General features: G+C 66.6%; 13 protein-coding genes. 4 read left to right on the top strand and 9 right to left on the bottom strand.

Going from position 1 to position 15,712, the window contains the following annotated elements; translation table 11 throughout:
* Window positions 1–14: 14 nt before the first annotated feature.
* Window positions 15–446 carry a Tautomerase enzyme gene (locus tag LGN17_RS14855; protein ID WP_226197462.1) on the bottom strand — a complete coding sequence of 144 codons (432 nt, stop codon included), beginning with the start codon at window positions 444–446 and terminating at the stop codon, window positions 15–17.
* A 125-nt stretch (window positions 447–571) separates the two neighbouring features.
* Here LGN17_RS14855 and LGN17_RS14850 point away from each other — a divergent pair, with 125 nt between their 5' ends.
* Entirely contained in the window at window positions 572–1,168 is a 597-nt protein-coding gene (locus tag LGN17_RS14850; RefSeq protein WP_226197461.1) for a TetR/AcrR family transcriptional regulator, read from the top strand.
* A gap of 93 nt (window positions 1,169–1,261) precedes the next feature.
* Here LGN17_RS14850 and opcM read toward each other — a convergent pair whose 3' ends face one another.
* Genes opcM through LGN17_RS14830 form a run of 4 tightly spaced genes read right to left on the bottom strand, consistent with a single transcriptional unit; the run spans window position 1,262 to window position 8,164 of the window.
* Window positions 1,262–2,797 carry a multidrug efflux transporter outer membrane subunit OpcM gene (gene opcM / locus LGN17_RS14845; RefSeq protein ID WP_226197460.1) on the bottom strand — a complete coding sequence of 512 codons (1,536 nt, stop codon included), beginning with the start codon at window positions 2,795–2,797 and terminating at the stop codon, window positions 1,262–1,264.
* A gap of 10 nt (window positions 2,798–2,807) precedes the next feature.
* The gene (gene ceoB, locus LGN17_RS14840) at window positions 2,808–6,008 is read right to left on the bottom strand and encodes a multidrug efflux RND transporter permease subunit CeoB (RefSeq protein ID WP_226197459.1); all 3,201 of its coding nucleotides are present in this window, start codon (window positions 6,006–6,008) and stop codon (window positions 2,808–2,810) included.
* Between the two features lie 45 nt (window positions 6,009–6,053).
* On the bottom strand, window positions 6,054–7,271 hold the full coding sequence (ceoA, locus tag LGN17_RS14835; protein WP_175952547.1) for a multidrug efflux RND transporter periplasmic adaptor subunit CeoA: 1,218 nt from the start codon (window positions 7,269–7,271) through the stop codon (window positions 6,054–6,056).
* 32 nt (window positions 7,272–7,303) lie between these two features.
* Window positions 7,304–8,164, bottom strand: a complete 861-nt coding sequence (locus tag LGN17_RS14830; protein ID WP_021156405.1) for an alpha/beta hydrolase — start codon at window positions 8,162–8,164, stop codon at window positions 7,304–7,306.
* 174 nt (window positions 8,165–8,338) lie between these two features.
* Here LGN17_RS14830 and ceoR point away from each other — a divergent pair, with 174 nt between their 5' ends.
* Together ceoR and LGN17_RS14820 are read left to right on the top strand one after the other, a co-directional pair.
* Window positions 8,339–9,343, top strand: a complete 1,005-nt coding sequence (ceoR, locus tag LGN17_RS14825; protein WP_226197458.1) for a putative multidrug efflux transcriptional regulator CeoR — start codon at window positions 8,339–8,341, stop codon at window positions 9,341–9,343.
* Between the two features lie 480 nt (window positions 9,344–9,823).
* Window positions 9,824–10,117 (top strand): DUF4148 domain-containing protein, encoded by a 294-nt coding sequence (locus tag LGN17_RS14820; RefSeq protein WP_226197457.1) that lies wholly within the window; start codon window positions 9,824–9,826, stop codon window positions 10,115–10,117.
* A gap of 220 nt (window positions 10,118–10,337) precedes the next feature.
* Here LGN17_RS14820 and LGN17_RS14815 read toward each other — a convergent pair whose 3' ends face one another.
* From LGN17_RS14815 to selD, 3 genes are all read right to left on the bottom strand, one after another.
* The gene (locus tag LGN17_RS14815) at window positions 10,338–11,417 is read right to left on the bottom strand and encodes a purine-nucleoside phosphorylase (RefSeq protein ID WP_226197456.1); all 1,080 of its coding nucleotides are present in this window, start codon (window positions 11,415–11,417) and stop codon (window positions 10,338–10,340) included.
* Window positions 11,418–11,664: 247 nt separating this feature from the next.
* The gene (locus LGN17_RS14810; protein WP_226197455.1) at window positions 11,665–12,255 is read right to left on the bottom strand and encodes a LysE family translocator; all 591 of its coding nucleotides are present in this window, start codon (window positions 12,253–12,255) and stop codon (window positions 11,665–11,667) included.
* 72 nt (window positions 12,256–12,327) lie between these two features.
* Window positions 12,328–13,392 (bottom strand): selenide, water dikinase SelD, encoded by a 1,065-nt coding sequence (selD, locus tag LGN17_RS14805; protein WP_226197454.1) that lies wholly within the window; start codon window positions 13,390–13,392, stop codon window positions 12,328–12,330.
* A 114-nt stretch (window positions 13,393–13,506) separates the two neighbouring features.
* Between selD and LGN17_RS14800 the strand changes: the two genes are divergently transcribed.
* Window positions 13,507–14,343 carry a DMT family transporter gene (locus tag LGN17_RS14800; RefSeq protein ID WP_226197453.1) on the top strand — a complete coding sequence of 279 codons (837 nt, stop codon included), beginning with the start codon at window positions 13,507–13,509 and terminating at the stop codon, window positions 14,341–14,343.
* Between the two features lie 34 nt (window positions 14,344–14,377).
* On the opposite strand, the gene LGN17_RS14795 is transcribed toward LGN17_RS14800, so the two are convergent.
* Window positions 14,378–15,481: a porin gene (locus LGN17_RS14795; protein ID WP_226197452.1), complete on the bottom strand. Its 1,104-nt coding sequence runs from the start codon at window positions 15,479–15,481 to the stop codon at window positions 14,378–14,380.
* Between the last annotated feature and the right edge of the window lie 231 nt (window positions 15,482–15,712).

Raw genomic sequence — 15,712 nt, 5'->3', positions numbered from 1 at the left:
GTTGCGAGTTGCGATTAGTGCGCTGTCACCGCCGCACTCTGGATCGAATCGACGAGCGCCGCGTTGTCGTAGCGTCGTCCGGCAATGCCCCATCCACCGTCGACCGCATGGACGACGTTCACCCAGACTTGCGCAGGCGTCAGCCGCCCGCCCGCACGGCGCAGCACGATCGCGGTCGCCCGTTCGACGAATTGCCGTTGCCGGTCGGGCGCCGCCAGCGCCACCGCGGGCAGCTTCAGCTCGACGAACGCGGCTGGCTCCGCGCGTCCGTGCACGAAGGTCCGGTGCCGCGGCAGCACGTTGAGCGTGCCTACCACGTTCGGCGCCAGGAACGCATTCCCGGTCAACCCCTCGACTTCCAGCAGCGCATCGGTCAACTCGGCAAACACCGGCCCTTCGTCGTCCGGCGTGAAAACCCCTTCGGATACTGTCAGCGTAATCGGCATCGCACTTTCTCCTGGTCAGGTCATCGGTTGGGTGACGTGATATAAATATCAGTCACTCTCTATACGATAGACACTGATCACTCTCTTTGCAAGATAAAGAGCGATCGCTCTGAAGCGAGCCTGTCATGCGTTATACCGTCGAGCACAAGCACGAAACCCGCACGCGCATCCTCGATGCCGCGAGCCGCCTGTTCCGCCAGGAGGGGTATGGCGGTTCCGGCATCGGTCCGCTGACGAAGGCGGCGGGTGTCACCAACGGCGCGTTCTACGGCCATTTCAAAACGAAGGGCGAAGCGTTCCGGCAGGTCGTCCTCGATGGCCTCGACCAGCTCCGGCAGGGCGTCGCGACGCTCAAGGCCGAGCACGGCGCGCACTGGCGGCGCACGTTCGTATCGTTCTACCTCGGCCCGCGGCGCACGTGCGAACTCGGCGAAAGCTGCGCGCTGCCCAGCCTGTCCCCGGAAGTGATGCGCGCCGACGACGAAACGCGCGACGCATACGCGCACGCATTGCGACAGATCGTCGACGAAGTGTCGTCCGGGATGGACAACCCACCCGACGACGATCGCGCGATCGCGCTCCTTGCGCTGCTGTCGGGCGGCGTCACGCTCGCGCGCGCGGTGCGCGACCCCGAGCTGGCGCAGCGCATCGCCGATGCGGTCGGCCGGTACGCGGTGGTGATCGCCGAACGCGCTGACGTGCAGCCCGAGCAACAGAAGTAACCAGCCGCCAACAAAAAAACCCGATCCGCGTCGCCACGGATCGGGGTTCTTTGATCGACCACTTGTTGCAACGGCCCGCCTCGGGCCGGCGCGTCAACGCGCGGCCACCTCCGCCTTGACGGACGCCGCATCGCCGACCGCCGTCGGCGCCGCCCCCCACCCGCCGCCCAACGCGCGGATCAGGTTCACGGTCGACACGGCCTGCGCACCGGTCAACTGGTTCGCCTGCAGTTGCGACTGGAGCACCGAACGCTCGCTGTCGATCACGTCGAGATAGGCAACCTCGCCTTCCTGATACTGCATGCGCGACAACGTCGCCGCACGGCGCGACGCATTGACGGCCGCATCCTGCGCGCGGATCTGGTCGTCGAGCAGACGCAGGTCGGCGAGATTGTCCTCGACCTCGCGGAACGCGACGAGCACCTGCTGCCGGTAGTTCGCGACCTGCTCGTCGTACTGCGCGCGCGCCTGCTGCACGCCGGCCGCACGGCGTCCGCCGTCGAACAGCGGCAGCGTCAGCGCGGTGCCGGCGAACGGCCCGAGCAGGAACGTGCGGCTCGACCACAGGAACAGGTTGCCGAGCGTCGACGCTTCATAGCCGAACGCGCCCGTGATATCGAGCTTCGGGAAATACGCGGACTTCGCGAGGCCGATCCGCGCGTTCGCGGCCGCCATCGCACGCTCGGCCGCCGACACGTCCGGGCGGCGCTCGAGCAGCGCGGACGGCAGGCCCGGCGGAATCTTCACCGCGACCGGCACGATCGGCGTCTCCTTGAACCCGAAATCCGCCGGCGCCTTGCCGAGCAGGATCGCGAGCGCATGCTCGGACGCCGCGCGCCGGCGCGCGACGCCGACTGCATCGGCCTGTGCGCTGGCCAGCTCGTTCTTCGCGCGCGACACGTCGAGTTCGCTGATGTCCCCTTCGTTGAAGCGGCGCTGCACGAGCTTCAGCGCCTGCTCGCGCAGATCCACGGTGCGGCGGTACAGATCCTGGTCCGCATCGAGCTGACGCAGTTCGAAGTAGTTCTGCGCGACGTCCGCCTGCAGCGCGAGCTGCACCGAACGGAACAGCGCTTCGCTCTGCGCCTGGTCGGCGCGCGACGCCTCGACGTTGCGGCCGACTCGGCCGAACAGGTCGGCTTCGTACGACACCGTGCCCTGTGCGCGCCACAGCGTCGCATTGGTCGGGCCCGTGCCCTGCGGCTGGAACTGCGACGCCGACGACAGCCCTTCGCGCGTCGGCCCGAAACCGGCGCCGACTTGCGGGAACCACTGCGAGCGCGCCGAACGCGTCGCCGCGCGCGCTTCCTCGACACGTGCGGCGGCGGCCTTCAGGTTCTGGTTCGCGGCAAGCGCCTGCGTCTCGAGCGAATCGAGCACCGGGTCGCCGAACACCTTCCACCATTCGCCGCGATGTTCGCCGTCCGACGGCTCGGCCGTCTTCCACGTGCCGGCCTGTTCGCCCGCGGCGAGCGTCGGCGCTTCCTTGAACGCGGCGGGCGTCGGCGCATCCGGGCGCTTGTAGTCGGGGCCCACCGCGCACGCGGCGAGCAGCGTCGCGAGCAGGGTGCTCGCGGCCGCCACCTTCGCGAAGCGCATCAGGCCATTCGTGTTGTGCATGTTGTCCATCGTCTTATCCTCAAGCATCCGAAGCCGGCACGCCCGGGGCCGTCACGCCGTAGCCGGCCGAGTCCTTGCCGGCGACGTGAATCTTGCCGCCCGCGAGCGTGCGCAGCACGACGTAGAACACCGGCGTCAGCATCAGCCCGAACAGCGTCACGCCAAGCATCCCGAAGAACACCGCGACCCCCATCGCATGGCGCATTTCCGAACCGGCACCCGTCGACGTGACGAGCGGCACCACGCCCATGATGAAGGCGATCGACGTCATCAGGATCGGGCGCAGCCGCAGCCGGCTGGCCTCGATCGCGGCCTCGAGCGGCGTCCTGCCGTCGTGTTCGAGTTCACGCGCGAATTCGACGATCAGGATCGCGTTCTTCGCCGACAGCCCCACCAGCACCATCAGGCCGATCTGCGTGAAGATGTTGTTGTCGCCCTGCGTGAGCCACACGCCGGTCAGCGCCGACAGAATGCTCATCGGCACGATCAGGATCACCGCGAGCGGCAGCGTCAGGCTTTCATACAACGCGGCGAGCACGAGGAACACGAGCAGCACGCTGATCGGGAACACGTACATCGCCGAATCGCCGGCAAGAATCTGCTGGTACGTGAGGTCGGTCCATTCGAACCGCACGCCGCGCGGCAGCGTCTCGTGCGCGATGCGCTCGATCGCGGCCTGCGCCTGGCCCGACGAGAAGCCCGGTGCCGGGCCGCCGTTGATGTCGGCCGCCGTGTAGCCGTTGTAGCGCACGACCATTTCCGGGCCGAACGTCGGCGTCACCGTGACGAGCGACGACAGCGGCACCATCTCGCCCTTGTCGTTGCGCGTCTTCAGCTGCAGGATGTCGTCCGCGCGCTGGCGGAACGGCGCATCGGCCTGCACGCGCACCTGGTACACGCGCCCGAAGCGGTTGAAGTCGTTCACGTACAGCGAGCCGAGATACACCTGCATCGTGTTGAACACGTCGGTCACGGGCACGCCGAGCTGCTTCGCCTTCACGCGGTCGAGATCGACGTTCAGCTGCGGCACGTTGATCTGGTAGCTCGTGAACAACGGGCCGAGTTCAGGCGCCTGCTGCGCGCGCTTGATGAAGTCGTTGGATGCATCCGCAAGCCGCGCATAGCCGACCGCGCCGCGATCCTCGATCTGCATCTTGAAACCGCCGAGCGTACCGAGGCCGAGCACCGGCGGCGGCGGGAACACCGCGACGAACGAGTCCTTGATCGCGCCGTACTGCTGGTTCAGCGCGCCGGCGATCGCACCGGCCGACAGCGCCTTGCCGTGCCGTTCGGAGAACGGCTTCAGCGTGACGAACACGATGCCCGCGCTCGAGCTGTTCGTGAAGCCGTTCACCGACAGCCCCGGGAATGCCACCGCGCTCTCGACACCCGGCTGCTTCAGCGCGATCGAGCCCATGTCGCGGATCACCTTCTCGGTGCGGTCGAGCGATGCGCCGTTCGGCAGCTGCGCGAACGCGATCAGGTACTCCTTGTCCTGCGCGGGCACGAAGCCGCCCGGCACGACCTTCGACACCAGCACGGTCGCGCCCACCAGCACGAGGTACACGCCGAGCATCAGCGTCTTGCGCGACAGCACGCCACGCACGCCGCGGCCGTAGTTCTCCGCACCGCGGTGGAACACCTTGTTGAAGCCCCGGAAGAAGCCGCCGAGCACGCGGTTCATCACGCGCGTGAGCCAGTCTTCCTTGTCGCCGTGGCCCTTCAGCAGGATCGCGGACAACGCCGGCGACAGCGTCAGCGAGTTGAACGCCGAGATCACCGTCGAGATCGCGATGGTCATCGCGAACTGCTTGTAGAACTGGCCGGTCAGGCCCGACATGAACGCGAGCGGCACGAACACCGCGACGAGCGTCAGCGCGATCGCGATGATCGGACCGCTCACTTCCTGCATCGCCTTGTAGGTCGCCTGCCGCGCGTTCATCCCGCTCTCGATGTTGCGCTCGACGTTCTCGACCACCACGATCGCATCGTCGACCACGATCCCGATCGCCAGCACCATCCCGAACAACGACAACGCGTTGATCGAATACCCGAACGCGAGCAGCAGCGAGAACGTGCCGATGATCGACACCGGCACCGCGATCAGCGGAATCAGCGACGCGCGCCAGGTCTGCAGGAACACGATCACGACGATCACGACCAGCGCGATCGCTTCGAGCAGCGTGTGCACGACGGCCTTGATCGACGAACGCACGAACTGCGTCGGGTCATAGACGATCTTGTAGTCGACGCCCGCCGGCATGTCCTGCTTCAGCTCGGCCATCGTCTTGCGCACTTCGTCCGAGATCTGCAGCGAGTTCGCGCCCGGCGACTGGTTGATCGCCATCGCGACGGCCGGCTTGTTGTCGAGCAGCGAGCGCAGCCCGTATTCTGACGCGTCGAGCTGGATCCGCGCGATGTCGCGCAGGTGCGTGACGCCGCCGTCCGGCGTCGTCTTCACGACGATGTCGCCGAACTCGTCTTCCGTCTGCAGACGGCCGCGCGCATTCACCGACAACTGCAGCGGCGTGCCCGGCAGCGACGGCGATGCGCCGATCACGCCGGCCGCGACCTGCACGTTCTGCTCGCGGATCGCCTGCACGACGTCCTCGGCCGACAGCCCGCGCTGCGCGACCTTCTGCGGATCGAGCCACACGCGCATCGCGTAGTCGCCCGAACCCCACAGCTGCACCTGGCCGACGCCCTGGATCCGCGACAGGCGATCCTTCACGTTGATCAGCGCGTAGTTGCGCAGGTAGGTCATGTCGTAGCGGTTGTCCGGCGAGATCAGGTGGACCACCATCGTCAGCGTCGGCGAGCTCTTCACCGTCGTGATGCCGAGCCGCTGCACGTCTTCCGGCAGGCGCGGCAGCGCCTGGTTCACGCGGTTCTGCACGAGCTGCGTGGCCTTGTCCGGATCGGTGCCGAGCTTGAACGTGACGGTGATCGTCATGTTGCCGTCGCTGTTCGCCTGCGACTGCATGTAGAGCATGTCCTCGACGCCGTTGATCTGCTCTTCAAGCGGCGACGCGACCGTCTCGGCGATCACTTTCGGGTTCGCGCCCGGATACTGCGCCTTCACGATCACCGAAGGCGGCACGACTTCCGGATATTCCGAGATCGGCAGCAGGAACATCGCGATCACCCCGCCGAGCAGAATGATCACCGATAGGACTCCTGCGAAGATCGGTCGGTCGATAAAGAATTTTGAAATGTTCATGTGTGGCTCTGTCTGGTTGAACGCGGATACGAAGCGGCGGGCCGCTTACGAATCCGCCTTCGCCGGTGCGGCCGGCTTCGCGGTGCTCGCGAGCGGCGCGGACGGTGCGTCACCGCCCGTCATCGGGACCATGTGCGGCTTCACCTGTTCACCGGGGCGCACGCGCTGCGTACCGTTCACGACCACGCGATCGCCGGCGGAGAGCCCGCTCACGATCACGCGCTGGTTGCCGTGCTGCATCCCTTGCTGCACTTCGCGGTACGACACGCGGCCCTGCTGGTCGACGACGAACACGAACTTCTTGTCCTGGTCGGTGTTGATCGCCGCGTCGTCGACGAGCAGTGCCTCGTGCGGCGCGCTGCCGCCCACCTTCACACGCGCGTAGAGGCCCGGGACGAGCGCGCCATCGGCGTTGTCGAAGCGCGCGCGCACGCGGATCGTGCCGGACGACGTGTCGAGCCGGTTGTCGACCGAGTCGATCTCGCCGCTACGCGAGTAGCCCGTTTCGTTCGCGAGACCGAGCTCGACCGGCACCTTGCGGCCGCTGCGCGCACCGCTGATGTATTGCAGATAGGTCTGCTCGTCCGCGTCGAACGATGCGTAGATCGGCGACACCGACACCAGCGTCGTCAACGGCGCGGCCGATGCACCGGCCGACACGACGTTGCCGAGCGTGATTTCCGCGCGCGACACGCGGCCCGACACCGGCGCGGTGATCCGCGTATAGCCGAGGTTGATGCGCGCCGTTTCCAGCGCCGCTTCGGCAGCCTTCAGGTTCGCCGCCGCCTCGCGCGCCGCATTCTGCTTCTCGTCGTAGTCGCGTTTCGCGATCGCGTTGTCGCCGATCAGCCGCTGCGCGCGCTGCCAGTCGGTCTGCGCGTAGCCGTTGCGCGCCTGCGCGGCCGCGAGCTGCGCAGCCGCACGATCGGTTTCGGCCTGGTACGGGCGCGGGTCGATCACGAACAGCACGTCGCCCTTCTTCACGAGCGCGCCGTCCTTGAAGTTCACCGCGACGATCGTGCCCGACACTTGCGGGCGCACGTCGACTTTCTCGACCGCTTCGAGGCGGCCCGAATAACTCTGCCAGTCGGTCACGGTCTGCGGCACGACGGTCGCGACGTCGACTTCGGGCAGCGGCGCTGCCGCTTTCTCCGGTGCGTTTGCGTTCACGCGCATCGCGCCGAACGTTCCGAGGCCGACGACGGCGAGCGTCACGATCGCCGCTGTCGCGATTCGGGAACGGGAGGTGCGTAGGATGGCCATGTGGATCTCCAGTAAACGTGGATTGGTTTTGGTTATTCGGAACGGTTCGGCTGGCGCGCCTGGAAGCGGCACTGGAAGAAGCGCACGGCTTCCTCGAATGCGGCTTCGTGCGTCGCGAGCGCGGCGTGCGTGATGTCCGGATAGCGGATCACCTGCGTGAGCACGCCCGACGAGATCAGGCAGCCCGCATACTTCTCCGCTTCGACGTGCAGCACGTCGTTCTGCGCGGTGACGACGAGCGTCGGCGGCAGCCCCGCGAGGCGCACCGATTCGAGCGGCGCCGCGTACGGGTGCATCCGTTGCGCGGCCTGCGGCAGGTACGCGCGATAACATGCCGCGCATTCGCGCGCGGTGATGTCCGATGCGAGGCGCTCGGCGTCGCCGATGCGCGTCATGCTCGGGTCGAGCATCGGGCCGAACAGCGCCTGCGCGGCGATCGACACTTCGCCGCGATCGCGTGCGATGAATGCCAGGCAGTTCGCGAGCTGGCCGCCCGCGTCGTGACCCGCGACACCGATCTTCTTCGGGTTGCCGCCGAACGCGCGGGCGCGCGTCGCGGCCCACACGGCGGCGCGATACGCATCCTCCGGCGCGGCCGGAAAAGGAAAGGCCGGCGCGAGCGAATAATCGACCGACACGACGAGCGCTGGTAAGCGTTCTGCTAAAAAACGCGCGGCGAAATCGGCGTCTTCGAGCGAACCGCGGACGAAGCCGCCGCCGTGGAAATAAAGCACTACCGGCAACCCGGTCTTGTCCGGGCGGCGGTACAGGCGCAGCACGATGTCCTGCGCGTAGCCGGGAATTTCCACTTCGGCGACCGTCAGCGCCGCGCCCGCCGTGGCTTGCGCGGGCAAAGCGGCTTTCAGGAATTTGCTGAATTCAGAAGCGTCCATGACGATGCAGCATCCATTTCGAGATGGAACGAATTCTGGGTCCGGCAGACATTGGGATAAATGCCTATAATCCGGCAACACAATTCAACGCCCCCGAACAATCCGAGGCTGCGTTTACCCACGAGGTAGCGCAGCCTTGTCGTTCCGGAGGCTCATTAGATTGCGGAGGTTGTGATGGACCGGCTTCAGGCCATGCAGGTGTTTACTCGCGTCGTCGATACAAGCAGCTTCACCAAGGCAGCAGAAACGCTCAGCTTGCCGCGAGCGTCCGTCACGACGATCATCCAGAATCTCGAAGCGTTCCTCGGTGTGCGGCTGATGCACCGGACCACGCGCCGGCTGTCGCTCACGCCGGACGGCGCCGCGTACTACGAACGATGCGTGCGGATCCTCGCGGACGTCGAGGAAACCGAGGCGAGCTTCCAGGCGAACAACCGGAAGCCGCACGGAAAGTTGCGTATCGACATGCCGGGTTCGATCGGACGGCTGCTCGTGATTCCGTCGCTGTGCGAATTTCATACGCGCTATCCGGACATCGACCTGCAGCTCGGCCTGTCCGACCGGCCGGTCGACCTGCTGCAGGAAGGGGTCGATTGCGTGATCCGCGTCGGCGCACTGCAGGACTCGTCGCTCGTCGCGCGCCGGGTCGGCCTGTTCGAATGCGTGACGGTCGCGTCGCCCGACTATCTCGAGCGCCACGGCGAGCCGCAGACGATCGACGACCTGAACCAGCACAAGGCCGTCAACTACTTCTCGAGCCGCACCGGCCGCACGATCGACTGGACGTTCCTGATCGAAGGCAAGGAAGTCGAGATGAAGATGGAAGGCATCGTGTCGGTGAACGACGCGGATGCGTACGTGACCTGCGGGCTCGAAGGCTTCGGGCTGATCCAGCCGCCGCTCTTCATGGTGCTGCCGCATCTGCGCGAAGGCCGGCTCAAGGAAGTGCTGCCCGGCGTCAAGCCGCTGCCGATGCCGATCTCGGTCGTGTATCCGCACAGCCGCCATCTGTCACCGAAAGTGCGCGTGTTTGTCGACTGGGTCGCCGAAGTGTTCGACCGCTGCCCGCTGCTGAGCGGCAAGGGCAGCCTCGACGCAACGTGCAGCAAGCGCACGTTCGAGGAAGCCGAGCGCGCACCGGCGCTCGACACGCCGGTCATCAACGAGTGGGTCGCGTAACGCCTGAACCGCGCGACTGAATCGCGCATCTGAACGACACGCGCGGGCTGCGAGGCCCGCGCGTTGCCCCGCCACCGCGCCCCGCCTCCGTGCCCCGTTTCCCGCCCGGCGCACCCGATCCTTCCCGAATCCGCAGCGAACCTTTGTGCCATGCGACGCAATCGTCCGCATGCGTCGTCGCGCACCGTCGTCGCTCCCGTGGGTGGCCCGCTGCAAGCGGGTTCGAGCGGTTTCCGCATAACCCTGCCAGGTGTACGGATGTCGATTGTTCCACTGACGCGACAATTCAATTCGCATCTGCCACATTTATCGCGACGGAACAGATACCTAGAGTAAACCCTGTCGCGCACCTCGTTGCGCATCGAACAGATCCCGCTTGATGGGACCGGAGTCAGCGCGCTGGCGCCAACTCCGAAATGCCTTGCACGGGATCCGAGTCAGCGCTGAAGCGCTCACTCACATCGACACAGGAGTTTCGCCATGAACCGCCGCCATCTTCTCTCCGCCCTCGCCCTCACGCTCGCCGTGTCCGCACCGGCCTTCGCCGATTCGGGTACGCCGCATGCCGGCGACTACGGCAATACGTCGTGGTACTCGCAGCACTACGGCCCGCGCACGCGCGCCGAAGTCAGCGCGGAAGTCGAGCAGGCACGCAAGGACGGCACGCTCGCGTATCTGCGCAAGGCCAATTCGTATCCGCAAGGGCTCGAACTGGCACAAGGGGCGTATCGCTCGATGCCCGAAAGCAACCAGCTCGCCGGCGGAGGCCGGTAAACGCGCAACGCCGCGCAACGGGTTGCCCCGTGCGCGGCGTCGCGATTCCCTTATCGACGACTCGCCGAGTCAGTCAGTTGGATAGTGAATTGCAGGAGCACATGATGAACGATCAACTTCCTTCGCCGCTCGATCACTGGGACGACACCACGCCGGTGTGGACGCCGTTCCGTTCGGCCCCGCACGCGCACTGATCGCCGGCTGGGTCGTCACCCGGCCTTTACCGGCGCGGCACCCCGTCGCGCCATTCGCCCCAGTGCGTCACGATGTCCTGAACCAGCGGATTGCCCGCGCGATACAGGTTTTCGGTCGCCGGGGCGAAGCCGCCCTGGTCCGCGTAGTTGAGCAGGTTGTCGGCACTCGTCTGCCCCGCATACGGCCGGTCGAAATCCGACCCGGTACGCAGCACCGCGACGCGCGACAGGTCGACCCGCTTCACGCTCGCCGCGCGCTTGAGCGCTTCATACGTCGCGTTGTCTTCCTGCGCGGTCATGCAGTAGGTCCCCTTGCCGTCGGTCAGGATCTTCGTCCACTGGCGCGCGCGTTCGCCGATCAGTGTGCCCGAGAACCACGTGTTGCCCGATGACGTGTCGCACTGGATCACCGTCGGCGGCCGGTTCGCCGGCGCGTAGTTGAACTTCGCGCGTGCGGCCTGCGCCTGCGCGCTGTCGGCAAGCACGACGTTGCGCGACAGCGCGACCGCGGCGTCGGTCAGTTGCGGATTCAACTGGAACACTTCGGTGCGATAGTCGAGCGGCGGCTTGTCGTTCGGGCTCTTCGTGTTGATGCCCAGGAAGCCGGTATTCCAGCCGGCCGGAATCTCGCGTGCATCGAGTTCCCACTGCAGGCTGAAATCGACGAGGTACTTCGACCACGCGGCCGAACCGACCGTGCCTTGCGCGGGGTCGACGCCCGCGATGCCGGAGATCAGGAAGTACGTGCGGCGCAGATCGAAACGCTGCGAGAACGTGAGCGCCATGATCGTCGCCGACGCGTTCGCATAGCCCATGCCGGTCGTGACCACGCACACGTCCTGCTTGTTGCAATGCACGTTCGGGTAGTCAGGCGACAGACCGGGCACGGCAATGTCGCGCCACGGGCCGAGCCGGTCGAGCCAGGCCTGGCCCTCCGGACCGAACATCGTGATGATCATGACCTTGACCGGGCGGCCCTGTGCACCGGTCTCGGAAAATGCAGTGTTGCCCGCGTTGTTGCCCTGGTTGTCCTGCGCGATCGACGGCGCGGTTGCGCAGGCTGCGAGCGAGAATGCGGCGGCGGAAAGAATGGAGCGAGTCAGCATCGGCGTTCCTTGTTTCGAGGATGTTGGGTGAGAACGGCTCTCGTAGACTGCGCGACGGAGTATAGAACGCGCGTGCCCGATGCGGAACCCGACTACGAAACGGCGCCGGTGCGTCGGTGCGGATGCGGTGTGCGCGGAAATCGTGGCGGACATGCTCTCCGCCCGACGACATACCGTCAGGAATACTATCCGGTTGATCGACACCGGCACGCCAATCGCACCTGCATGCGCATCGCCCGGCGAACCGCTACAACCGCGCCAGCCCCACCATCCCGTAACCCAGCACGACCAGCGCCGCGACCACATGGCTCACCGCAAGAAGCCCCGGCGACTTCATGATCCGGCCGATCACGCTGCCGCCGAATGCGAACACGAGTTGCCCCGCGAGACTGCCCGCAAACACGCTCGCGGCACCGAGCAGCCAGTGCCGATGCGCACCGGCGGCAGCCGTTGCATAGCCATAGAACAACAGGATCGTGAGCGGGTTCGCCAGCGTGACGAAGAACATCGATGCGAACGGGCGGCTGCCCGGCGGTCGCGCGTCACCATCGAGCGTGCGGCGACGATCCCGCAGCGCCTGCCACAGCATCCGCGCCCCCATCGCGAGCAGCACGAGCGCACCGGCCAGACGAAACAGCGACAGATGCGAGGCGAGCGTGCTCGCGAGCATCGCGCCGAGCGTGAACGCGACGACCGCATAGCAGCCGTCGGCCGTCGCGACACCCACCGCCGCGCGCACGCCGCTCGCGGTGCCGGCGCGCATCCCGTAGTTCGCGATCATCAGTGCAACGGGCCCGACCGACAGCGCGATCATCAGCCCGAACAGGAAGTCGTTCATCGATCGTCGATGTCTTCGATGAAAAGCATCGATTCCAGCGACCGCAAAATCATCCGGTGTGGCGCTTCGGCGTTACGCGACATCGACGCGCGCCGGCCCGTCCACCATCTCGCCGATCACGCCCGCGCGGTCGAAGCCATCGGCACGGAAGCACGCGAGCACGTCGTCGACGGCCTCGGGCGCGCACGCGACCAGCAAGCCGCCCGACGTCTGCGGATCGGTCAGCAACGCCTGCGCGACGGGCGGCAGCGTATCGGCCAGTTGCACGTCCGCGCCGTACGCGGCCCAGTTGCGGCCCGACGCGCCGGTAAACACGCCATTCGCGACGAACGCCTCGACGCCCGCGAGCCACGGCAGCGACGCATAGTGCACGCGCGCGGTGAGGTGCGCGCCGCGCGCCAGTTCGAGCGTATGGCCGAGCAGCCCGAAGCCCGTGACGTCGGTCAGCGCATGCACGCCCGGCAGCGCGGCGAGCTCGGCGCCCGGCCGGTTCAGCTTGGTGGTCGTCGCGACCATCTGCGCATAACCCGCGGCATCGAGCTGGTTCTTTTTCAGCGCGGCCGACAGCACGCCGACGCCGAGCGGCTTGCCGAGCACCAGCACGTCGCCCGCGCGCGCCGCCGCATTGCGCTTCACGCGCGACGGATGCACGACGCCGATCGCCGCGAGCCCGTAGATCGGCTCGACCGAATCGATCGAATGGCCGCCGGCGACCGGAATGCCGGCGTCCGCGCACACCGATTCGCCGCCGCGCAGCACGGCCGCGATCGTCTCGTGCGGCAGCACGTTGATCGGCATGCCGACCAATGCGAGCGCGAGGATCGGCTTGCCGCCCATCGCATAGACGTCGGACAGCGCGTTGGTCGCGGCGATGCGGCCGAAGTCGAACGGATCGTCGACGATCGGCATGAAGAAGTCGGTGGTCGCGACGATCGCCTGCTCGTCGTTGAGGCGGTAGACGGCCGCGTCATCGGACGTCTCGGTGCCGACCAGCAGATCCGGGAACAGCGCGGGCGGCGTCGCGCGCTTCAGCAGCTCGGACAGCACGCCCGGTGCGATCTTGCAGCCGCAGCCGCCGCCATGCGACAGGCTCGTGAGGCGCGGAACGGCAGGCTGGGCTTGAGTGGCTTCGGTCATTGTCGGCATCCGGTGAATAACAGCACTCCATTATCGACAATTCCATGCGAGCGCGCCCGATACCCACATAATGACGGCGCCCCTCCGCTCCCGCCCCTGTCCGCACCTTCGTTCATGGACCACCTCTTCATCGGCCTCGTGCTGTGCTCCGCGTTGCTGCACGCCATCTGGAACGCCTTCCTCCACGTCAGCGAAGACCGGCTCGTCCAGCTCGGCACGATGTCCCTGCCGTATTTCGTGTTCGGCGTCGCCGGCGCCGCCCTGCTGCCCGCACCGGCGCCCGCCGCATGGCCGTATATCGCCGGGTCGGCCGCGCTCGAGGTTGCGTACTGCTTCACGCTGGCGCGCGCCTACCGCAGCGGCGAGTTCGGGCAGATCTACCCGATTGCGCGCGGGATCTCGCCGCTGCTCGTGTCGATGCTCGCGCTCGTATTCCTCCACGAACAGCCAACACCGCTCGGCTTCGCAGGTATCGCGCTCGTGTCGTTCGGCATCATGTCGCTCGCGCTGCGGCGCGGCTTCCGGTTCTCGGGCGAAGGCGTGCCGTTTGCGCTGCTCACGGGCGTGTTCATCGCCGCATATTCGATCTGCGACGGCATCGGCTCGCGCGTGTCCGGCAGCGCGCTCGGCTACATCGCGTGGGTGTACGTGCTGTGGAGCGTGCCGCAGTTCGTGCTGGTCTGCGCCGTGCGAGGCGGCCCGCGCGCGGTGCTCGGCTCGCGCACCGCACTCGCGCAGGGCGCGATCGCCGGCACGCTCTCGCTCGCGGCGTACGGCATCGTGATCCTCGCGTACCGGTACTTGCCGGTCGGGACGGTGTCGGCGCTGCGCGAGACGAGTTCGATCTTTGCCGTCGCGATCGGCTGGCTCGTGATGCGCGAGCGGCCCGGCGCGCAGCGGCTCGCCGCGTGCGCGCTGGTGGTCGCCGGTGCGGCGCTGATCCGGTTGTAAGCGGAAAGCGCCCCGCCCGCGGCCTGCCGCCGCGTCAGAACTTGTGGCGGATCCCCGTCACCGCGACGATCTGCGTGCGTGTGCTCGACGGATTCGAGATCCCTTCGATCGCGGCCACCGTATTCGACGACGCACGCTGGTAGAACGCGTTCACGTAGATATCGGTGCGCTTCGACAGGAAATATTGCGCGCCGACACTCGTCTGCAGGTAGTGCGAGCTCGGCTTCGGCCCCTGCGACGCAAGCACCTGCGTATAGGTTTCGCCGAGCGCGAACTGCAGCGCAGGCGTCATCAGGTAGCGCACGCTGCCCTCGTAGTTGTTGAAGCGCATCGCGCCGCCCGTCTGCAGGTTGAACAGCGAGCTCGTGTACAGCAGCCCGAACGTCGCGGCCCCCCACGCATACGCGCCACCCGCGCCCCAGATCTGCTGGCGCGTCACGCCCTTGACGAACGTGTAGTAGTTGTCGGATGCCGCCGCGCCGGTGGTATCGAGCGCCGGATGATCGACGCGCACGTAGGCCGCGCCGAGCTGCAGCGGCCCGTTCTCGTAGCTCGTGCCGATACTCCACACGCGGTTTTGCGCGAACGACGTCGAATTCGAGAAGCCGTACAGGCCGACCGCGCGCAGCCCGTACCAGGTGGGCGTCTGGTACTGCACCGAGTTGTTGGTGCGGAACGTGTTGTTCAGGTCGTCGGTGTCGAACGGATGCAGCGCGTACTGCGTGAGCGCGGTGGTCGCGCCGATCTGCAGCGGCTCCAGCACTTCCTGCGCCGCGTTGTACTGGCGGCCCATCGTCAGCGTGCCCCAGCGGTCGTTCTCCAGCCCGACGTATGCCCGGCGACCGAACAGCCGGCCGCCCTGGCTCGCGGCGCCGCTCTCGATGTTGAAGCCGTTCTCGAGCCGGAACACCGCGCGCGTGCCGCCGCCGAGGTCCTCCTTGCCGAGCAGCCCGAAGCGCGTGCCCTGCTCGTTGCCGCCGGTCGCCTGCCACGCGGCGTGGCCGTTCTGGTTGTTCGTGTACGTGATCCCCGCATCGACCACGCCGTACAGCGTCACGCTCGACTGTGCGTGCGCGTGCATCGCACCGGCCGCCGTTGCGATACCCGCCAGCGCAACCACCATCCCTTTTCGCTTCATCTCCGCCCCCTTTTATCGGTTGAATATAGAGAGCGATTTATTTCGCTCGAAACGTGTTTTATTGAATAAAACATCGTCTTATTTATTGTTGAATTCGGTGATTTGAAGCGTCAAGTGACGTCAAAAATCGTACGCGGGGGTCGAATTCACCTGAATCGCAAGGCGTTTCAAGGAATGAAACAAGCCCAATAATCACGGGCATGACAGGCCGATCAAGGCGCGCAATCCCGG

Origin of the sequence: Burkholderia sp. AU30280 (genome assembly GCF_020420125.1) — a bacterium.
GTDB lineage: Bacteria > Pseudomonadota > Gammaproteobacteria > Burkholderiales > Burkholderiaceae > Burkholderia.
This window is presented reverse-complemented; position numbering and strand designations above follow the sequence as displayed.